This is a genomic window from Pseudomonas sp. PDM20 (assembly GCF_014852575.3).
In the GTDB taxonomy this organism is placed as follows: Bacteria; Pseudomonadota; Gammaproteobacteria; order Pseudomonadales; family Pseudomonadaceae; genus Pseudomonas.
In genome coordinates this window covers 2,121,970-2,139,563 of record NZ_CM181224.1, presented here as the reverse complement: position 1 = coordinate 2,139,563, position 17,594 = coordinate 2,121,970, and the positions used below count along the sequence as shown (strand labels likewise).

Annotated in this window: 22 protein-coding genes; 10 read left to right on the top strand and 12 right to left on the bottom strand. The window is 66.6% G+C overall.

Annotated elements, in window-relative coordinates; all coding sequences use genetic code 11:
- Positions 1-60: 60 nt before the first annotated feature.
- The 5 genes from mtnC to aroC all read right to left on the bottom strand — a co-directional run bounded on the left by mtnC (position 61) and on the right by aroC (position 4,419).
- Complete coding sequence (mtnC, locus tag IB261_RS10140; protein WP_192383210.1) at positions 61-744, bottom strand: acireductone synthase; 684 nt, start codon at positions 742-744, stop codon at positions 61-63.
- Between the two features lie 164 nt (positions 745-908).
- The gene (locus IB261_RS10135; protein WP_024765430.1) at positions 909-1,454 is read right to left on the bottom strand and encodes a 1,2-dihydroxy-3-keto-5-methylthiopentene dioxygenase; all 546 of its coding nucleotides are present in this window, start codon (positions 1,452-1,454) and stop codon (positions 909-911) included.
- Positions 1,455-1,501: 47 nt separating this feature from the next.
- Positions 1,502-2,128, bottom strand: coding sequence for a methylthioribulose 1-phosphate dehydratase (locus IB261_RS10130; protein WP_151186524.1), 627 nt, complete (start codon positions 2,126-2,128; stop codon positions 1,502-1,504).
- The gene (locus IB261_RS10125; RefSeq protein ID WP_192383211.1) at positions 2,112-3,272 is read right to left on the bottom strand and encodes an MFS transporter; all 1,161 of its coding nucleotides are present in this window, start codon (positions 3,270-3,272) and stop codon (positions 2,112-2,114) included. The genes IB261_RS10130 and IB261_RS10125 overlap by 17 nt, the downstream gene beginning before the upstream one ends.
- A gap of 55 nt (positions 3,273-3,327) precedes the next feature.
- A complete protein-coding gene (gene aroC / locus IB261_RS10120; protein ID WP_081520629.1) occupies positions 3,328-4,419 on the bottom strand; it encodes a chorismate synthase in 1,092 nt (363 codons plus the stop codon).
- Between the two features lie 123 nt (positions 4,420-4,542).
- Here aroC and IB261_RS10115 point away from each other — a divergent pair, with 123 nt between their 5' ends.
- Together IB261_RS10115 and IB261_RS10110 are read left to right on the top strand one after the other, a co-directional pair.
- Positions 4,543-5,562, top strand: coding sequence for an alpha/beta hydrolase (locus tag IB261_RS10115; protein ID WP_192222924.1), 1,020 nt, complete (start codon positions 4,543-4,545; stop codon positions 5,560-5,562).
- A 49-nt stretch (positions 5,563-5,611) separates the two neighbouring features.
- Positions 5,612-6,391 (top strand): hypothetical protein, encoded by a 780-nt coding sequence (locus tag IB261_RS10110; protein WP_151186521.1) that lies wholly within the window; start codon positions 5,612-5,614, stop codon positions 6,389-6,391.
- A gap of 70 nt (positions 6,392-6,461) precedes the next feature.
- Here the strand turns inward: IB261_RS10110 and prmB are convergent, their stop codons facing one another.
- A complete protein-coding gene (prmB, locus tag IB261_RS10105; protein ID WP_192383213.1) occupies positions 6,462-7,376 on the bottom strand; it encodes a 50S ribosomal protein L3 N(5)-glutamine methyltransferase in 915 nt (304 codons plus the stop codon).
- A gap of 180 nt (positions 7,377-7,556) precedes the next feature.
- On the opposite strand from prmB, the gene IB261_RS10100 reads away from it, so the two are divergent.
- From IB261_RS10100 to IB261_RS10090, 3 genes are all read left to right on the top strand, one after another.
- Positions 7,557-8,153 carry a cysteine hydrolase family protein gene (locus tag IB261_RS10100; RefSeq protein ID WP_081520633.1) on the top strand — a complete coding sequence of 199 codons (597 nt, stop codon included), beginning with the start codon at positions 7,557-7,559 and terminating at the stop codon, positions 8,151-8,153.
- A gap of 173 nt (positions 8,154-8,326) precedes the next feature.
- Entirely contained in the window at positions 8,327-8,647 is a 321-nt protein-coding gene (locus IB261_RS10095) for a hypothetical protein (protein WP_151186520.1), read from the top strand.
- Between the two features lie 68 nt (positions 8,648-8,715).
- The gene (locus IB261_RS10090; protein WP_151186519.1) at positions 8,716-9,273 is read left to right on the top strand and encodes a Smr/MutS family protein; all 558 of its coding nucleotides are present in this window, start codon (positions 8,716-8,718) and stop codon (positions 9,271-9,273) included.
- On the opposite strand, the gene IB261_RS10085 is transcribed toward IB261_RS10090, so the two are convergent.
- Positions 9,274-9,822: a carboxymuconolactone decarboxylase family protein gene (locus tag IB261_RS10085; protein WP_192222923.1), complete on the bottom strand. Its 549-nt coding sequence runs from the start codon at positions 9,820-9,822 to the stop codon at positions 9,274-9,276.
- Between the two features lie 74 nt (positions 9,823-9,896).
- Between IB261_RS10085 and IB261_RS10080 the strand changes: the two genes are divergently transcribed.
- Together IB261_RS10080 and folE are read left to right on the top strand one after the other, a co-directional pair.
- Positions 9,897-10,238, top strand: coding sequence for a winged helix-turn-helix transcriptional regulator (locus IB261_RS10080; RefSeq protein WP_081520637.1), 342 nt, complete (start codon positions 9,897-9,899; stop codon positions 10,236-10,238).
- A gap of 91 nt (positions 10,239-10,329) precedes the next feature.
- A complete protein-coding gene (gene folE / locus IB261_RS10075; RefSeq protein ID WP_024765420.1) occupies positions 10,330-10,875 on the top strand; it encodes a GTP cyclohydrolase I FolE in 546 nt (181 codons plus the stop codon).
- Between the two features lie 63 nt (positions 10,876-10,938).
- On the opposite strand, the gene IB261_RS10070 is transcribed toward folE, so the two are convergent.
- The 4 genes from IB261_RS10070 to IB261_RS10055 all read right to left on the bottom strand — a co-directional run bounded on the left by IB261_RS10070 (position 10,939) and on the right by IB261_RS10055 (position 14,411).
- The gene (locus IB261_RS10070; RefSeq protein ID WP_225606132.1) at positions 10,939-11,790 is read right to left on the bottom strand and encodes a cache domain-containing protein; all 852 of its coding nucleotides are present in this window, start codon (positions 11,788-11,790) and stop codon (positions 10,939-10,941) included.
- 97 nt (positions 11,791-11,887) lie between these two features.
- Positions 11,888-12,349 (bottom strand): bacteriohemerythrin, encoded by a 462-nt coding sequence (locus tag IB261_RS10065; protein WP_081520638.1) that lies wholly within the window; start codon positions 12,347-12,349, stop codon positions 11,888-11,890.
- 291 nt (positions 12,350-12,640) lie between these two features.
- Positions 12,641-13,243 (bottom strand): glutathione S-transferase family protein, encoded by a 603-nt coding sequence (locus IB261_RS10060; protein ID WP_081520639.1) that lies wholly within the window; start codon positions 13,241-13,243, stop codon positions 12,641-12,643.
- A 10-nt stretch (positions 13,244-13,253) separates the two neighbouring features.
- Positions 13,254-14,411, bottom strand: a complete 1,158-nt coding sequence (locus IB261_RS10055; RefSeq protein WP_192383215.1) for an aminotransferase-like domain-containing protein — start codon at positions 14,409-14,411, stop codon at positions 13,254-13,256.
- Between the two features lie 82 nt (positions 14,412-14,493).
- On the opposite strand from IB261_RS10055, the gene IB261_RS10050 reads away from it, so the two are divergent.
- Positions 14,494-14,937, top strand: coding sequence for a MarR family transcriptional regulator (locus tag IB261_RS10050; protein ID WP_081520641.1), 444 nt, complete (start codon positions 14,494-14,496; stop codon positions 14,935-14,937).
- On the opposite strand, the gene IB261_RS10045 is transcribed toward IB261_RS10050, so the two are convergent.
- A complete protein-coding gene (locus tag IB261_RS10045; protein ID WP_081520642.1) occupies positions 14,934-15,575 on the bottom strand; it encodes a hypothetical protein in 642 nt (213 codons plus the stop codon). The two genes, IB261_RS10050 and IB261_RS10045, sit on opposite strands and share 4 nt — an antisense overlap.
- Positions 15,576-15,741: 166 nt before the next feature.
- Between IB261_RS10045 and IB261_RS10040 the strand changes: the two genes are divergently transcribed.
- Positions 15,742-16,344: a LysE family translocator gene (locus IB261_RS10040; RefSeq protein WP_081520643.1), complete on the top strand. Its 603-nt coding sequence runs from the start codon at positions 15,742-15,744 to the stop codon at positions 16,342-16,344.
- A 13-nt stretch (positions 16,345-16,357) separates the two neighbouring features.
- Positions 16,358-17,557 carry a benzoate/H(+) symporter BenE family transporter gene (locus IB261_RS10035; protein ID WP_081520644.1) on the top strand — a complete coding sequence of 400 codons (1,200 nt, stop codon included), beginning with the start codon at positions 16,358-16,360 and terminating at the stop codon, positions 17,555-17,557.
- The last annotated feature ends 37 nt before the right edge of the window (positions 17,558-17,594 follow it).

Below are 17,594 nucleotides of genomic sequence, written 5' to 3'. Positions count from 1 at the left end.
GTCGGCCTGATCAGCATAGCCGTCCGCGCCGCAACGGCACGGGCGTGGCCAACGGAGGGCTCAGACCCGCGCCGGGTCGATCACCGCAAAGCTGGCCACGGTGTCGTGGCCTTCCAGCACACCGCCCTCGCGGGCCAGGCCGATAGTCTGTAGGCCGGCCAGCTGCGCGGCGTCCAGCTCCTGGACCACGTCGGACAGGAAGAGGATTTCCTCGCCCGGCAGGCCGATGGCAGCGGCGATGCGCTGGTAGGAATCAGCCTCGCGCTTGGGCCCGCTGGTGGTGTCGAAGTAGCCGGAGAACAGCGGCGACAGGTCGCCGGCCTCGGAGCAGCCGAAGATCAGCTTCTGCGCCTGGATCGAGCCGGAGGAATAGACGTACAGCTGGTAACCCTCGGCGTGCCAGTGACGCAGCGCGTCGACGGCGTCCGGGTAGACGTGACCCTTGAGCTGGCCGGCACGGTAGCCCTGCTCCCAGACCATGCCCTGCAACGCTTTGAGCGGCGTGGCCTTGCGGTCTTCGGCGATCCAGCCGAGGAGGATGTCGATGCAGCGTTCGGTGTCGGCGTTCGCCTCGCCGCTGTCGGCGCGCACAGCAGCCAGCTGCTCGGCTACGGCGGGCTCGGCGGCGTGCTCGCGCACGTAGTCCGGCAGGTGCGCGGCGGCATAGGGGAAGAGCACGTCGAAGACGAAGCTGACGGCGCTGGTGGTGCCTTCGATGTCGGTGAGGATGGCTTTGATGGGCATGAAAACTCCAAAGGCCTGCCCCTGGCGCAGGCGGGGATGTGACTGTAGGAGCGAGCTTGCTCGCGAACAGACGCAGCAGCACGGTGCGTTCGCGAGCAAGGACTAGGCGTCCCCCTCGGTCCTACGAAAAGCAAGGAACGCCCGGCAACGCCGGGGCGAAAGAATCAGTCTTCCAGCAACGGAAACCGCTTGGCGATCTCATCGCCGGTGAACTTCGCGACCCAGCCCTCGGCGTTGTTGAACAGGCGGATGGCGACGAAGTGCGGACGCTCGCCCATGTCGAACCAGTGGCGGGTGCCGGCAGGCACCGAGATCAGGTCGTTCTTCTCGCACTGCACGGCGTACACGTGATCCTCGATGTGCAGGGTGAACAGCCCGCGACCAGCGACGAAGAAACGCACCTCGTCCTCACCGTGGCGGTGCTCGTCGAGGAACTTGGCGCGCAGCTCGTCCTTCTGCGGATGGTCGGCGGTGAGGCTGACCACGTCAACGGTGACGTAACCCTCCTCCTCCTGCAGGCGGCGAATCTCGTGCTGGTAGGCGGCGATCACTTCTTCCTGGCTGGCGCCGGGAACGATGGGGGCGTTGGCCGCCCAACGCTGGAAGCGCACGCCCAGCTCGCCCAGGGTGGAGGCGATGTCCTCGGCGTGGGTCAGCAGCTTCAGTGGCTGCTCGGGGTTGGATTCGTGGTAGACGGTCAGGCTGCTCATGGTCGTTATCCTTCTGGGCTGTTTCCGCAAAAGCGGGCCGGATTCGCTCAGCGCGTGCCGCCGCGAAGGCTCAAGACTTTCAATTCGCATTCGAAGAGGAATTCGAAGGCTTCGATCTGGCGCAGGGCATCGGCCATGCGTGGGCCCCAAGTGTACAGGCCGTGGCCGCGGATCAGGTAACCCGGGCAATCCGGATGCGCATCGAGCCAGGGCTGCACCTGGGCGGCCAGGCGGGCGATGTCCTGGTCGTTGTCGAAGATCGGCACGGTCACGCGGCCTTCGTGGGTGGTGACGCCGCTGAAGGCCTTCTGCAGCTCGTAGTCTTCCAGCTCCAGGCGGTCGCCGGCGGTCAGTCGCGACAGCACGGTAGCGTTGACCGAATGGGTGTGCAGCACCGCACCGATCTCCGCGCGCCAGGCGTAGAGCTGGGTGTGCAGCAGGGTTTCCGCCGAAGGCTTCTTGCCCGGCTCCAGGCTGTTGCCGGAAAGATCCGTTTCCAGCACGTCGTCCTCGCCAAGCTGGCCCTTGTGCTTGCCCGAGACGGTGAGCAGCGCGCGGTCGGCCGCCAGGCGCGCCGAGTAGTTGCTGCTGGTGGCCGGCGACCAGCCACGGCCATAGAGGAAGCGGCCGGCGTCGATGATCTGCCGGGTCAGCTGTTCACGGGTGTCGTTCATGCGGGTCCTCGTTCAGACGGGTCCAGATGATGAAGGCGGCGGCCAGCGCGGCGATGCTGGCGATGGAAAAGGTCCAGGCCGGGCCAAGGCTACCCCAGCTGTAGCCGGAGTAAAGCGCGCCGAGCGCGCCACCGGTCCCCGCCAGTGCGGCGTAGAGCGCCTGGCCCTGGCCCTGCTGGCGCGCCTGGAAGCTGCGCTGGACGAAGTGGATAGCGGCGGCGTGGAAACTGCCGAAGGTCGCCGCGTGCAGCAACTGGGCGAACAGCAACACCAGCAGGTGCCCGGCCAGCGTACCCAGCAGCAGCCAGCGCAAGGCCGCCAGCAGGAAGCTCGCCACCAGCACCTGGCGCAGGGAGAAGCGCTTGAGCAGGCGCGGCATGACCAGGAACAGCAGCACCTCGGCCACCACGCCCAGCGCCCAGAGCTGGCCGATCAGCCCACGGGCATAGCCGAGCGCTTCCAGGTGCAGGGTCAGGAAGGTGTAGTACGGGCCGTGGGACAGCTGCATCAGGCACACGCAGAGGTAGAACGCGAGCACGCCGGGCTTGAGCAGTTGCTGACGGAAGCCACCGGCGCTGGCTTCGTCCTGCCGCGCCGGCGGCTGGGCGTTAGGCACCCACCAGCTGGCGCCGACGATGCCGAGCATGATCGCCAGCAACGCCAGCGGATAGGCGTCCAGGCTAGCGAACTCGAACAGCCAGCCGAGGCCGACCACGGTGCAGATAAAGCCGATGGAGCCCCAAAGGCGAATACGGCTGTAGCTCTCGGTGCGCCCGCTCAGGTGCGCCAGGGTGATCACTTCGAACTGCGGCAGCACCGCGTGCCAGAAGAACGCGTGCCCGGCCATGATCAGCGCGAGCCAGGCATAGCTGTGGCCGAGGAATATGCCGGCGAAGCACAGCGCCGTGCACACCGCGCCAAAGCGCACGATGGCCAGCCGCTGGCCGCTGCGGTCGCCCAGCCAACCCCACAGGTTCGGCGCCACGCAGCGCATCAGCATGGGGATGGCGACCAGCTCGCCGATGCGCGCGCTGGAGAAGCCCAGGTGATGGAAATACAGCGCGAGGAACGGCGCCGTCCCGCCCAGCAGGCAGAAGTAGAAGAAGTAGAAACTGGACAACCGCCAGTAAGGGACCTGCGTCATCGGCGGCGCGACGAACCTTCCGCGAACCGGTTGGCCCGCGGAAGGTTCAGGTCGATCAGAGCTGACCGAGGACCGGAGTGCCGACCTTCACGTCGGCATTCTGCGCGCGATGGCGCAGCAGGTGGTCGAGCAGCACGATGGCCATCATCGCCTCGGCGATGGGGGTCGCGCGGATGCCCACGCACGGGTCGTGGCGGCCCTTGGTGATCACGTCCACCGGGTTGCCGTTCACGTCGATGGAACGGCCGGGGGTGGTGATGCTGGAGGTCGGCTTGAGCGCCAGGTGGGCGACGATCGGCTGGCCGGAGGAGATGCCGCCGAGGATGCCGCCGGCATTGTTCGACAGGAAGCCTTCCGGGGTCAGCTCGTCGCGGTGCTCGGTGCCGCGCTGGGCGACGCTGGCGAAGCCGGCGCCGATTTCCACGCCCTTCACCGCGTTGATGCTCATCAGCGCGTGGGCCAGTTCGGCATCCAGGCGGTCGAAGATCGGCTCGCCCAGGCCTGGCGGCACGCCTTCGGCGACCACGGTGATCTTCGCGCCGACCGAGTCCTGGTCACGGCGCAGCTGGTCCATGTAGGCCTCCAGCTCCGGCACCTTGTCCGGGTCGGGGCTGAAGAAGGCGTTCTCTTCGACGCTGTCCCAGGTCTTGAAGGGGATTTCGATCGGGCCGAGCTGGCTCATGTAGCCGCGCACGCTGATGCCCATGCCTGCCAGCACCTTCTTGGCGATGGCACCGGCCGCCACGCGCATGGCGGTCTCGCGCGCCGAGGAGCGGCCGCCACCACGGTAGTCACGCACACCGTACTTGTGGTGGTAGGTGTAATCGGCGTGGGCCGGGCGGAACAGGTCCTTGATCGCCGAGTAGTCCTTGGACTTCTGGTCGGTGTTGCGGATCAGCAGGCCGATCGGGGTGCCGGTGGTCTTGCCCTCGAACACGCCAGAGAGGATTTCCACCTCGTCGGCTTCCTGGCGCTGGGTGGTGTGGCGGCTGGTGCCGGGCTTGCGGCGGTCCAGGTCGCGCTGCAGGTCTTCCAGGGAAATCTCCAGGCCGGGCGGGCAGCCGTCGACGATGGCGACCAGCGCCGGGCCGTGGCTTTCGCCAGCGGTGGTGACGGTGAACAGCTTGCCGTAGGTGTTGCCGGACATGCGAGGCTCCGCGAAAAGACTGGGATTCGAAAAGGCCGAGCAGTATACCTGCGTCAATCCGCCCTGCGAACCTTCGCGGCCCGAGAGGATCAAAGCGCCATCAGCCCCATCCTGAAGTCATCGATGCGCCGTCTCGCCCTGTTCTGCTTCCTGCTCATTTCCTCCTTCGCCCAGGCAGCCCCCACCAGCATCCTGCAACGCCCCTATGACCTGGACACAGGTCACGGCGTGCTGCGCGGCACGATGCTGCTGCCACAGACTGACACTCCACCGCCGGTGGCCCTGCTGATCGCCGGCTCCGGCCCCACCGACCGCGACGGCAACAACCCCGAGGGAGGGCAGAACGCCTACCTGCGCAAGCTGGCCGAGGCACTGGCGGAGAACGGCATCGCCAGCGTGCGCTACGACAAGCGCGGCGTGGCCCGCAGCCTGCCCGCAGCGCCGCGCGAGGAAGAGCTCAGCGTCGAGGCCTACGTCGGCGACGTGGTGGCCTGGAGCGACAAGCTGGCCCACGACCCGCGCTTCGGCCGGCAGGTGCTCATCGGCCACAGCGAAGGCGCGCTGATCGCCAGCCTCGCCGCACCGCAAACCCATGCCGAGGCGCTGGTTTCCCTGGCCGGCAGCGCCCGCCCGATCGGCGATGTGCTGCGCGAACAGTTGCAGGGCCGCCTCCCCCCGCCCCTGCTGGCGCAAGCCGACCAGCTGATCGACAGGCTGCAGGCCGGGCAGTTGCAGCCCAGGGTGCCGGAGCCGCTGAAAGTGCTGTTCCGCCCCAGCGTGCAGCCGTACCTGATCTCGCTGTTCCGCCAGGACCCGGCCCGCGCCTTCGCCACGCTCAAGCTGCCCACCCTGATCCTGCAGGGCACCAACGATATCCAGGTCGGCGTCGAGGATGCCCAGGCACTCAAGCGCGCCAAGCCCGACAGCGACTTCCACCTGATCTCGGGGATGAACCACATCCTACGCATCGTTCCGACCAGCGGTCCGCAACAGCTCGCCTCCTACAACAACCCCAACCTGCCGCTGGCCCGCGAGCTGGTGCAGCACGTCACGACTTTCATCCGGCAGGCGCAGAACCTGCCCGGTGGCACGCTGGCGGAATCTGGAGCGAACGTCTCAAGAAATCCGCCGGTGCGTCGATAAACCACGGGAGAGCCCTGGTCACGCCCACCAGGCCCCGAGGTAGATCCCCATGACTGAAGCCGAACAGACCGCCGTCGCCGCCGACGAGGCCGCCGCCCGCCCGCACCCGTGGGCCGAGCTGGCGCCGGAACACTATCGCCTGCTGCGCCTGGCGCCGCTGCCCACCGACCGCAGCACCGGTGCGCGCCCGCTGCGCTTCGTCCAGCTCGGCCGGGTGGAACGCCACAACGCCGAGCAGAGCCTGCTGCGCCTGACCGTTCAGGTGCCCGGCCAGGTGCTGCGCAAGGAGGTGAACCTGCTGGAGGTCTGGGCGGACCACCGCAACAAGGAAGTGCGCTTTGGCGCCGATTCAGGCTTTGCCACCGATCCGCTGAACCGCGGCCTCGGGCGCTTCCTGCTGGCCCAGGGGGTGGCCTGGGCGAAAAAGAAGTGGTCACACTACCGCGTCGAGGGCGGCGCGCTGGCGATGAAGGACACGCCCAACGAAGAGGCCCGGCAGCGCCGCGACCACTTCCTGCGCGCCCAGGGCTTCGACGTGATCTACGAAGACTCGCGGTTGCTGAAGGCGCGCTACAGCGTCGGCCGGGTCAGCGAGCTGTATGACGACTGGCACAAGGAGAAGGTGCAGATACTGCCGCTGCTGGAGGCCGGCTCCATGCTGGAACAGGCCGACCAGAACCTCGCCACCCAGTCCAACGAAATCCGCCGGCTGGAACAACGCATCGAGACCTTCCGCCGCGACGACACCAGCCTGCGCTTCACCATTGCCTGCCTGACGGTGTTCGCCGTGTTCCAGGCCGGTCTGCTGATCTGGATCGCCACGCACTGAGGCGTGGCGATTCCCTGTAGGAGCGCCCCATGGGCGCGATCACGGGCATGGCCCGCTCCTACAGGTTCATTCAGGCTTTGATCCGCGACCTGAACAGCTCCTGATGCTCGCGGCACTGCTGCGCTGAAAGCAGGAACACGCCGTGGCCGCCGTACTCGAAGTCCAGCCAGGTGAAGTCCACTTCCGGGTAGAGGGCCGCCACGTGCACCTGGCTGTTGCCCACTTCCACCACCAGCGTGCCGCGTTCGGTCAGGTGGTCCCCGGCCTCGGCCAGCATGCGCCGCACCAGGTCCAGGCCGTCGTTGCCGCAGGCCAGGCCCAGCTCGGGCTCGTGGTGGTATTCGGCCGGCATGTCGGCGAAGTCTTCGGCGTCGACATAGGGCGGGTTCGACACGATCAGGTCGAAACGCTGGCCCGGCAGGCCTTCGAAACCATCACCCTGCACGGTATAGACGCGCTCGCCGAGCTCGTGGCGCTCGATGTTGATGTTGGCCACTTCCAGGGCATCGAACGACAGGTCGCCCAGCACCACCTCGGAGTCCGGGAAGGCGCTGGCACAGGCGATCCCGATGCAGCCCGAACCCGTGCAAAGGTCGAGGATTCTCGTCGGGTCGGCCGCCAGCCAGGGCTCGAAGCGGCGTTCGATCAGCTCGGCGATGGGCGAGCGCGGCACGAGTACGCGCTCGTCCACCACGAAAGGCATGCCGCAGAACCAGGCTTCGCCCAGCAGGTAGGCGGTCGGCACGCGCTCCTCGATGCGCCGGCGCAGCAGGTGCATCAGGTAGTCGCGCTCCTCGTCCTCGAGGCGGCAGTCCAGGTAGGCATCGGCCATTTCCCAGGGCAGGTGCAGCGCGCCCAGCACCAGCTGGCGGGCTTCGTCCCAGGCGTTGTCGGTACCGTGGCCAAAGAACAGTTCCTCGGCGTGGAAGCGGCTGACGGCCCAGCGGATGTGGTCACGCAGGGTCAGCAAACGGGATTCGGTCACGGCAGCAGTCCTCGCAGCTCGCAAAAAGGGGCGCATTCTAGCGGAACGCGGGGGCTCTGGGGCGCCTCCGGGCGGTTCCTGAGAAGAATGCCAATACCACTTTGGCGCGAGTTCGCAAAGATTCACAGCGGACGCGTTACGGCCCACAATGAGTGAACATGCATTTACAGGAGTCCAGACATGTCCCATCCGCTCAGCATGCTGCAGATCAGTGGGCGCGGATATCCGCCGGCCACCCTGCGCCAGAGCACTCTGTTGATCATCGACGCCCAGGAGGAATACCGCAGCGGCGTGCTCGCCCTGCCTGACCTGGACGCGGCGGTGGCGCAGATTCGCCTGCTGCTGGAGACGGCCCGGAACATGGGCACTCCCATCGTCCATGTGCATCACCTGGGCGTGGTCGGTGGCCTGCTCGACCCGCAGGGCCCGCGCGGCCGCTTCCTGCCGGAGCTGGCTCCACTGCCTGGCGAGGTGGTGGTGGACAAGCGCCTGCCCAACGCCTTCGCCGGCACCGACCTGCATGACCGCCTGCAGGCCAGCGGCCGCCTGGACCTGATCGTCTGCGGGTTCATGACCCACTCCAGCATCAGCACCACCGTCCGCGCCGCCAAGGACTACGGCTACCGCTGCACCCTGGTGGACGCGGCCTGCGCCACCCGCGACATCCCCACCCCCGAAGGTGGCGTGCTCGCCGCCCGCGACCTGCACCGCGCGGAAATCGCCGCCCTGGGCGACAACTTCGCCGCCGTGGTCGCACAGGCCCAGGCGCTGGTCTGAAGCCACTCGTCCCGACGGGCGGCAGCGACAAGCGCCCGGGGTTAGGCTCAGCTTAGGCGCGAAAGCCCGCGAACCCGCTCACCCAGCGGGTTCGCCGTGCTTCCCGACCCTGGGGTTGGAACCCCACCCCTCCCCACCGGTCATAGCCTCGTTCAACAGATGAGGAAGTCGGGATGAAGATGACCGAGAAGTTCGACCCACCCAGCCTGCGCCCGAAACGACCGGGGCGCTGGCGCTGGCGCTTTGCCGCCGCGATTGCCGCGGTGATCGCCACCTTCGGCATCCTGTCCAGCATGGCCGGCGTCGCCGCCCTGCTCCGCCGCCAGCCCGCGGTGGGCGTCCTGCACATCGAACCGGGCGCTGGCGCCGTGCTGCTGGTCATCGGCCTGTTATGTCTCTGGCTGGGCGTCACCTTCTGGCGCGCCGCCCGCCGCCGTGCCCGTGGCCGCGACGGCCTGAGCCTGTCGCCGCGACTGATGAAGCGCCGCAACTGAATTCCTGGGCGAATTTCCGCAGGACCGGCACGATCCGTTAGACTGCGCGGCTCTTCGAGGAGGTGCGCATGCAAGACGACGATTTTTCCCAGTTCGCCCGCGAGATGCGCGGCGTCAAGCGCATCACCGTGGATCAGGCCGACACCGGCAAGCCCAAGGCCGACCGCAAGCAGCTCAAGGAGCTGCGGCAGAACGCGACCGTGCGTACCGAGAACATCCGGGTGGACGGCCTGTCCGACCAGTTCGTCATCGACGTCGGCCCCGAAGACGAACTCTACTGGGCCCGCGACGGCGTCCAGGAAGGCCAGATCCGCAAGCTCAAGGCCGGCCAGATCGCCTTCGAGGGCAGCCTCGACCTGCACGGCATGAAGATCGAGACCGCCCGCGAAACCCTCTGGGACTTCATCGCCGAAGCCACTCGTTTCGAGATCCGCTGCGTCCGTGTCACCCATGGCAAGGCCGCTCGCGTCGATGGCCGCAGCCCGATGGTGAAGAGCCACGTGAATACCTGGCTGCGCCAGCACCCGCAGGTGCTCGGCTTCACCTCCTGCCTGCCACGCCACGGCGGCACCGGGGCGATCTACGTGATGCTGCGGCGCACCATGCTGGAAGGCCGCGACGAGTAATCAGACGGGAAAACGCGCGCCGTAGCTTTCCCGCTCCACCTTCAGGCCGTTCACCACGAACGACACCGAATGGTAGAACCCCACCACCATCAGGCACTCGATCAACTGATCAGCGCTGAAGTGCTCGCTCAGCCACGCCCACAGCTGGTCGTTCACGGTCGAGCTGTCGTGCAGGCTGTCCGCCAGCGCCAGCAGAGCCCGCTGCGCGGGGCTCCACAACGCAGCGTCCGGTGTTGCGCGGCAGGTGTCGGCCAGTTGCTCCTCGCTGAAGCCGGTCTTGCCGGTATAGAACGCCACGTGCACGCCCCACTCGTATTCCGCGCCGCAGCGCGCGGTGGTGCGCAGGATCAGCAACTCACGGTCCTCCAGGGCGATGCTGCCGCGGTCCAGCAAGCCGCCGGCGAAGAAGCGCTGCAGCACCCGCGGGTTATGCGCCATGGTACGGAACAGCTTCAGCGGCTCCACGCCGGTCGGCATGATCCGGGTGAACGCGGCTTGCTGGTCTTCGGGGAACGGCGGTTGCAACGGCTCGATACGCGGTTGTGTCATGATGCGCCTCCGACTGCTATCAATTAAGTAGCAATCAAGCTAGACCGCTACTGAAAAAGTAGCAAGGAGAGTCGATGACACTTCCCCTCCCCGGCAACCCCGTACGCGGCTCCGACAGCGGCCGGCCGATCATGGCGCTGCTCGACCTGCTCGGCCGCCGCTGGAGCCTGCGCGTGCTCTGGGAATTGCACCAGGGGCCGGCGAGTTTCCGCGAGCTGCAGGCGCGCTGCGAAGGCCTCTCGCCCTCGGTGCTCAATACCCGTCTGGGCGAACTGCGCGAGGCGCAGCTGGTGGAAAACGGCGCGGACGGCTACCAGCTTTCCGAGCAGGGCCAGGAGCTGGCGCTGCACTGCCTGCCGCTGGCGCAATGGGCCGAGGGCTGGGCGCAGCGCCTGGCGCCAAACCGGCAGCCATAACGCGCCAACCGGCGCGCGGGCCTTGCCAGAGGGGGCTGAGCGCCCTACCCTGCGCCACGGTTTTTATTTTTGTCATTGCCACAGGTAGATCATGTCCCTGGAACAAAACTACTCCGCGATCCTCAGCCAGCTTGGTGAGGACGTCACCCGCGAAGGTCTGGTCGACACGCCCAAGCGTGCCGCCAAGGCCATGCAGTACCTTTGCCGCGGCTACCAGCAGACGCTGGAGGAGATCGTCAACGGCGCCCTGTTCAGCTCCGACAACAGCGAAATGGTGCTGGTCAAGGACATCGAGCTCTACTCGCTGTGCGAGCACCACCTGCTGCCCTTCATCGGCAAGGCCCACGTCGCCTACATCCCCAACGGCAAGGTGCTGGGCCTGTCCAAGGTCGCGCGCATCGTCGACATGTACGCCCGCCGCCTGCAGATCCAGGAAAACATGTCGCGGCAGATCGCCGAGGCCGTGCAGCAGGTCACCGGCGCCCTGGGCGTGGCCGTGGTGATCGAGGCCAAGCACATGTGCATGATGATGCGCGGTGTGGAGAAGCAGAATTCCTCCATGGTCACCTCGGTGATGCTCGGCGAGTTCCGCGAGAACGCCGCCACCCGCAGCGAGTTCCTCAGCCTGATCCGCTGATCGCGAACCGCCGCCATGAAAAAACCGGCCCTCGGGCCGGTTTTTTGTGCCTGCAAGAAGGCATCAGCGGGTGTAGTAACCCACCGCCACCAGGTAGTGCCCGGCCTTGCGCAGGAAGGCGTGCTTGTTCTCCACCTTGCTGGTCACCGGGTTGCGCCACTGGTACTCGAACTCCGCCTCGCCCTTGGCCTTCACCAGTTCCAGCATGGCGTGGCCGATGGGGTTGCCGCCCGGGTCCTTCAACGAGTCGAAGTCGGTGCCGACCATACGGGTATTGAAGCCGTGGGCGACGAACTTCGAGGACTCCAGGTCGACCACGAAGACGTAGAGATCATCCTCGATGAAGGCCTTGTCCCGTGCGGTGATCTGCTTGAAGGCCGCTTGCGGGTCGGCTTCGACGGCCTTCACCGCCTTGTCCAGCATGGACACCGCCTGCTGCGCCGAGGCGCGCGGGATGTAGTAGCCCACCGCGAGGAAGCGCTCACCGACGCGCTGGTAATAGACGTGCTTGCGCTCCACCTTGCCGTCCGCCCAGTTCTTCCAGCGGTAGTCGGCCTGCTGCACCTTGCCGGTTTCCGGCGACTTCAAGGCCTTGGCGAACTGCTCCTGCAACGAAGGATCGAGCGTCGAGGAAACGTCGCGGTCGATCAGCACCACCGACGGCCCGCCGCTGGCGAGCATGGTGCCCTTGCTGTCCACCACGAACACATAGAGGTCGCCATCGACGAATTCGCCCTGGCGACTGAATGCGGCGAAGGCCTTGTCGCCGTCCTGCTTGTAGGCAGCCACCGCCTTGGACAGCAGCGCCTTGGCGCGCTGGTCGTCAGAGCCTGACGTGGCGCTCGACTGGGCGGCGAACAATGGGAAGGACGACAGGAAGGAAAGCAGCAGCAGTGACTTCAACAGCGTCTTCATATGCGAATACCCCCGTGGCATAGCTTGTAGTTGTGCACAGAGCATAGCCAGCCAGGGGCGATTCGCGTCGGCATTCACTGCCGAAACAGCGGGCGATTCAGCCGAAGAATCGCTTCATCGAGCGCGAAAGCCAGCCACCGTGGCCCTGGTCGCGGGTCAGCTCGTGCATGGTCGCCTTCACCGCCTCCACATAGTTGGCGTCGTCGTTGCGGATATGGTTGAACAGCCAGCGGCCGAGCAGGCCCTTGAGCTCCTCGGCGACGTCCTCGCCGGCCTCGAAACGCGTGCGGTAATCGGAAACGCGCTTGATGAAGAGTTCATGGACCTTCTTGTGCGCGCGGGTGAACTGGTAGCCGGAGTCCTCCAGCAGGGTCTCCTCGAAGGCGAAGTGCGAGATGGTGTAGTCGACCAGTTCCTCGATCACGCCGCCGAGCATCGCTCGATCGTGATGGGCCTGGGCCTCGTGCAGCTGGTTGATCATTTCGACGATGCGCTTGTGCTGTGCGTCGATCACTCCGATCCCGGTGTCGAGATCCGCCTGCCAGACCAGATAGGCCATCTTTTCCCTCCCCATGCCAGGCGACGAGACTGCCTGCCGCTCGCGCCCGGCCACATCGGTACATCCCGCATGGCAGCGCGTCCAGATTAGGGAGGGCGACAAAAAGCCGCCATGATGCCGGTCAACCCCAAAGCGCCGGAATCCGCGGTTTAGAGCGGTTTTTTCGGATTCGTCTGATGGCGTTTTGCCGGTTTTCTTCACCGACGCCCGGATCAACCTGTAGGAGCACCGGGCGCACAACGAAAAACGCCGCTTCCAGGGAAGCGGCGTTTTCAAAAAGCAAGGCGCAGATCAGTCCTGCATGCCCACATGCCGCGGGTGATCCGCCACCCGCGCCAGCCACGCGTTGATCGCCGGGAAGTTCGACAGGTCGAAGCCGCCCTGGTGAGCCACATGGGTGTAGGCGTACAGGGTGATATCGGCGATGGAGTAGGTGTCGCCCACCAGATAAGGCGTCTGCTCCAGCTGCTTCTCCATCACCTTCAGCGCCTTGTAGCCGCCCTTGTGGCAGCGCGCGTATTCCTCGCGGCGCTCCTCGGGCAGGCCGAGGTAGAACTCGATGAAGCGCGCCACCGCCACGTACGGCTCATGACTGTACTGCTCGAAGAACTGCCATTGCAGCACCTGAGTGCGCAGGCGCGGTTCGCTGGGCAGCAGCTCGCTGCCATCGGCGAGGAAGTTGAGGATGGCGTTGGATTCCCACAGGCAGGTGCCGTCCTCGAGCTTGAGCACCGGCACCTTGCCGTTGGGGTTCATCGCCAGGAACTCGGCGGTCTGCGTCTCGCCCTTGAGGATGTTGATCTCGCGCCACTGGTAAGGCAGGCCGAGCAGGTGCAGGGCCAGCTTGACCTTGTAGCAGTTGCCGGACAGTTGATCGCCGTAAACGGTGTACATGCTCATCTCCTCACTGGGCCTGGGCGTCACGGATCACCGTCGCCAGTCGACGGAGCCCTTCACCGGCGCGTTCGGGCGCCACGTGGCTGAAGTTAAGCCGCAAATAGCCGGGATTGGCATCCGGTTCGGTGAAGAAAGGCTCACCCGGCATGAAGGCCACGTTCTGCGCCAGCGCCGCGTCGAGCAGCGTGCGGGTGTCCAGCGGCTGCTTGAGCCTGAGCCAGAAGAACAGCCCGCCCTGGGGCACGTTCCACTCCGCCAGCTCGCCGAAGTGCTCCTCCAGCTGCGCCTGCATGGCGTCGCGGCGGATGCGGTAGAAATCGCGCAGCTCAGCCAGATGGCCACGGTACGCTTCGGTGCCGAACCACTGCAACGCCTGCCACTGGCCGACGCGGTTGGTATGCAGGTCGGCGGACTGCTTCAGCCGCAGCAAATGCGGGAACAGGTCCGGCGTGGCGATCAGGAAGCCCACGCGCAGGCCCGGCAGCAGCGTCTTCGACACGGTGCCGGTGTAGATCCAGCTCGACTTCTTCAGGCGGCTGACCAGCGGGGTCGCAGCGCCCTCATCGAACACCAGCTCGCGGTAGGGTTCGTCCTCGATCAGGGTCACGCCGAATTCGTCGAGCACGGCGGCCACCTCATCGCGGCGCTGTTCGCTGTAACGCACGCCGGACGGGTTCTGGAAAGTCGGGATCAGGTAAGCGAAGGCCGGCTTGCTGGTCTCCAGGCGCTGGCGCAGCGCGGCGACGTCCGGGCCTTCGGCGCCCAGCGGCACGGTCAGGCAGTTCGCGCCGAACAGCTGGAAGGCCTGCAGCGCAGCGAGGTAGGTCGGCGCCTCGAGCAGCACTTCGGTGCCCGGATCGATGAACAGCTTGCTGGCCAGGTCGAGCGTCTGCTGCGAGCCGCTGACGATCAGCACCTGGCTCGCCTCGCAGGGCACGCCCAGTGCGCGCGCTTCGGCAGCGATGGCTTCGCGCAGCGCCGGCTCCCCTTCACTCATGCCGTACTGCCCCATGCTTGCGGGCATGGCGTCCCAGTTCACCTTCGGCAGCATCGGCTCGGCGGGCAGGCCGCCAGCGAAGGACATCACCTCCGGGCGCTGCGCCGCGGCGAGGATTTCACGGATCAGAGAGCTTTTCAGTCGGGCGATGCGTTCGGAGAAGGCCATGGGAGTCACCGGTAGCGGGAGCACGGAAGAATGAGTCAAACTGCTTGACCGAAGCTACGACGCCCGAGACGGATACGTCAATATGCCTGACCTAATAAAAAATGCCCTGCAACTCCAGGCCATGGAAGCCTTCTTCTTCAGCTACCGGGCCTTCACCGCAAAACCCGACGAGATGCTGGAGCGTCGCGGCCTGAGCCGTGTGCACCACCGCATCCTGTTCTTCATCGCGCGCAATCCGGGGCTGAGTGTCAGCGAGTTGCTGTCCGCCCTGGGCGTGACCAAGCAGGCGCTGAACGTGCCGCTGCGCCAGTTGCTGGAACGCGACCTGATCCGCAGCGAAGCCTGCGACAACGACAAGCGCAGGCGCCTGCTGGAGCTGACGGCCGAAGGCGGCAAGCTGGAAAAGGCCCTGCGCCAGGAACAGGGACGCCTGCTGCAACGCGCCTTCGACGAAGCCGGAGAGGACGCCGTGCGCGGCTGGCTGGCGGTCAACCAGGCCATCGCCTGGTCGCAGGACGAAGACTAGCGGGCAGCGGCTTCCAGCTCGCGGGCGGCGCGCAGGAACATCAGCGCCAGCGGCAGCAGGCTGGCCATCGCCAGGGCTGTACCGGGCAGGAACAGCAGGACGCTGAGCAGGCACACCCCGGAGGTGACCTCCAGCCAGCCCATGACCTTCACCGACGGGTACGGCAGCTCGATCTTCAGCAGGCGGATGCCGTACCACAGCGTGACGATACCGGTGGGCACGAACAACCCCATGAAGCCCATCAGCGCGCCGTTGAATTCGCCGCTGAGCTGCTCGTCGAAGATCAGGCTGTAGACCTGCATCACCAGCGCGATGGCGATCGACAGCCCGACCGGCCAGGCCAGTCCGCGGGCGTTGAAGCGATCCTCGAGAAAACTGCGGGTACGCCACAGCAGGAAGCAGCCGAGCACCGTGCTGAGCACGCCGACCCAGAGTTCGTAGCGCTGCCACGTACTCGACTCATGCAGCGCTGCCGCGAAGGACAAGGCGAACAACACCACATTGCACAGCAGCAGCGCGAGACTCAGGAAACCGAGCAGACGCAGGTGGCCGGGGTTCCAGCGCCCGGCGAGGAAGGCCCCCGGAGCGCTCTGATCCACCAGCTCGACCTTGGGCGCGGCGTAGGGATTCTGTTCCATGGTGGCGATCTTCCATCAGTCGTACGGCTTTCCCGCACCATACCGGCGCACTCCCGCGCACGCCACTGCCGCTCGCACTGTACGGGCCACTCGGCCGCTGGCTGTTATGGGACAGCCTGGAGCCCGCGGGATTAGGCTGGTCCTACAACTAGACCGGTATACCGCCATGCCCCTCGAACTCCTCGGCGCCTTCGTGCTGTTCGCCTTCGTCACCTCCATCACCCCCGGCCCCAACAACATGATGCTGCTGGCCTCGGGCGTGAACTTCGGCGTACGCCGGACCATCCCGCACATGCTCGGCATCAGCATCGGCTTCCTGCTGCTGGTGGTCGCCGTGGGCCTGGGCCTGCACCAGCTGTTCGAGCGCTTCCCGGCCACCTATACCGCGCTGCGCTACGCCGGCGGCGCCTATCTCCTGTACCTGGCGTGGAAGATCGCCCGTTCCGGCGCGCCCGAAGCCAAGGGCGAGCACAGCGCCAAGCCGATGACCTTCCTTCAGGCTGCCGCCTTCCAGTGGGTCAACCCCAAGGCCTGGGTGATGGCCGTTGGCGCTATCGCCACCTACCTGCCAGCCAACAGCTGGATCGGCAACGTGGTGCTGATCGCCACCCTGTTCGCCGTGGTCAACCTGCCCAGCGTGGGCGTCTGGACGGTGCTCGGCAGCCTGCTGCGGCGCTGGCTGGAAGACCCGCTGCGGCTTCGCCTGTTCAATGTCGGCATGGCGGCGCTGCTGGTCGCCTCGCTCTACCCTCTGTTCACCCGCACCTGATGGAAGTTCGTGCATGACTGACACCACACCCGCCAGCGCGCCCATGCGCCCGCTGGCAGACTCCTCCCCCGCCGCCATCGTCGCCGGGTTCGTCGCCATGCTCACCGGCTACACCAGCTCGCTGGTGCTGATGTTCCAGGCCGGCCAGGCGGCGGGGCTGACCACCGCGCAGATTTCCTCGTGGATCTGGGCGCTGTCCATCGGCATGGCCCTGACCACCATCGGCCTGACCCTGCGCTACCGCACGCCGATCGTCATCGCCTGGTCCACCCCCGGCGCCGCACTGCTGATCAGCAGCCTGCCCGGCGTGCCTTACGGCGAGGCCATCGGCGCGTTCATCGTGTGCGCCGCGCTGATCACCCTCTGCGGCGTCACCGGCAGCTTCGAGCGTCTGATGCGCCAGGTACCCGGCTCGCTGGCCTCGGCGCTGCTGGCCGGCGTGCTGTTCCGCATCTGCATCGAAATCTGCAACGCCGCGCAGCAGCAGACGGCGCTGGTGGTGGCGATGTTCGTCAGCTACCTGATCGCCAAGCGCCTGTCGCCGCGCTATGCGGTGTTCGCCGCGCTGCTGGTGGGCGTAGCCCTGGCCGGCGTCCTCGGCCTGCTCAACTTCAGCCACTTCCAGCTGGAAGTCGCCAGGCCTGTGTGGACCACGCCGAGCTTCTCGCTGGCCGCCACCATCAGCATCGCCATCCCGCTGTTCATCGTGGCGATGGCCTCGCAGAACATGCCCGGCCTCGCCGTGCTGCGCGCCGACGGCTACCAGGTGCCCGCCTCGCCGCTGATCTCCACCACCGGCATCGCCTCGCTGCTGCTGGCGCCGTTCGGCTCCCACGGCATCAACCTGGCGGCCATCAGCGCAGCGATCTGCACCGGCCCGGAGGCCCACGAAAACCCGCACAAGCGCTACACCGCCGCGCTCTGGTGCGGGCTGTTCTACGGCATCGCCGGCATCTTCGGCGCCACCCTGGCCGCGCTGTTTGCTGCATTGCCCAAGGCGCTGGTGCTGTCCATCGCCGCGCTGGCCCTGCTCGGTTCGATCACCAACGGTCTGACCAATGCCATGGCCGACGCGCGCCAGCGCGAAGCGGCGATGGTCACCTTCCTGGTCACCGCCTCGGGCTTCACTTTGTTCTCCGTCGGTTCGGCCTTCTGGGGACTGGTGGCCGGCCTGCTGACCCAGCTGGTGCTGAACTGGCGCCGCGCGCCGTAAAGGCGCAACCCTTCTGCTAGCATGCGGGCGATTGCCC

What these genes read in the sequence shown, in the direction of transcription:
- IB261_RS10125 (WP_192383211.1), bottom strand. Translation starts at nt 3,272, where the DNA reads ATGACGCAGGTCCCTTACTGGCGGTTGTCCAGTTTCTACTTCTTCTAC.
- IB261_RS10115 (WP_192222924.1), top strand. Translation starts at nt 4,543, where the DNA reads ATGCGCCGTCTCGCCCTGTTCTGCTTCCTGCTCATTTCCTCCTTCGCC.
- IB261_RS10065 (WP_081520638.1), bottom strand. Translation starts at nt 12,349, where the DNA reads ATGGCCTATCTGGTCTGGCAGGCGGATCTCGACACCGGGATCGGAGTG.
- IB261_RS10085 (WP_192222923.1), bottom strand. Translation starts at nt 9,822, where the DNA reads ATGACACAACCGCGTATCGAGCCGTTGCAACCGCCGTTCCCCGAAGAC.
- IB261_RS10045 (WP_081520642.1), bottom strand. Translation starts at nt 15,575, where the DNA reads ATGGAACAGAATCCCTACGCCGCGCCCAAGGTCGAGCTGGTGGATCAG.
- IB261_RS10060 (WP_081520639.1), bottom strand. Translation starts at nt 13,243, where the DNA reads ATGTACACCGTTTACGGCGATCAACTGTCCGGCAACTGCTACAAGGTC.
- IB261_RS10040 (WP_081520643.1), top strand. Translation starts at nt 15,742, where the DNA reads ATGCCCCTCGAACTCCTCGGCGCCTTCGTGCTGTTCGCCTTCGTCACC.
- IB261_RS10035 (WP_081520644.1), top strand. Translation starts at nt 16,358, where the DNA reads ATGACTGACACCACACCCGCCAGCGCGCCCATGCGCCCGCTGGCAGAC.
- IB261_RS10080 (WP_081520637.1), top strand. Translation starts at nt 9,897, where the DNA reads ATGACACTTCCCCTCCCCGGCAACCCCGTACGCGGCTCCGACAGCGGC.
- IB261_RS10095 (WP_151186520.1), top strand. Translation starts at nt 8,327, where the DNA reads ATGAAGATGACCGAGAAGTTCGACCCACCCAGCCTGCGCCCGAAACGA.
- mtnC (WP_192383210.1), bottom strand. Translation starts at nt 744, where the DNA reads ATGCCCATCAAAGCCATCCTCACCGACATCGAAGGCACCACCAGCGCC.
- IB261_RS10100 (WP_081520633.1), top strand. Translation starts at nt 7,557, where the DNA reads ATGTCCCATCCGCTCAGCATGCTGCAGATCAGTGGGCGCGGATATCCG.
- IB261_RS10130 (WP_151186524.1), bottom strand. Translation starts at nt 2,128, where the DNA reads ATGAACGACACCCGTGAACAGCTGACCCGGCAGATCATCGACGCCGGC.
- aroC (WP_081520629.1), bottom strand. Translation starts at nt 4,419, where the DNA reads ATGTCCGGCAACACCTACGGCAAGCTGTTCACCGTCACCACCGCTGGC.
- IB261_RS10055 (WP_192383215.1), bottom strand. Translation starts at nt 14,411, where the DNA reads ATGGCCTTCTCCGAACGCATCGCCCGACTGAAAAGCTCTCTGATCCGT.
- folE (WP_024765420.1), top strand. Translation starts at nt 10,330, where the DNA reads ATGTCCCTGGAACAAAACTACTCCGCGATCCTCAGCCAGCTTGGTGAG.
- IB261_RS10070 (WP_225606132.1), bottom strand. Translation starts at nt 11,790, where the DNA reads ATGAAGACGCTGTTGAAGTCACTGCTGCTGCTTTCCTTCCTGTCGTCC.
- IB261_RS10135 (WP_024765430.1), bottom strand. Translation starts at nt 1,454, where the DNA reads ATGAGCAGCCTGACCGTCTACCACGAATCCAACCCCGAGCAGCCACTG.
- IB261_RS10110 (WP_151186521.1), top strand. Translation starts at nt 5,612, where the DNA reads ATGACTGAAGCCGAACAGACCGCCGTCGCCGCCGACGAGGCCGCCGCC.
- IB261_RS10090 (WP_151186519.1), top strand. Translation starts at nt 8,716, where the DNA reads ATGCAAGACGACGATTTTTCCCAGTTCGCCCGCGAGATGCGCGGCGTC.
- IB261_RS10050 (WP_081520641.1), top strand. Translation starts at nt 14,494, where the DNA reads ATGCCTGACCTAATAAAAAATGCCCTGCAACTCCAGGCCATGGAAGCC.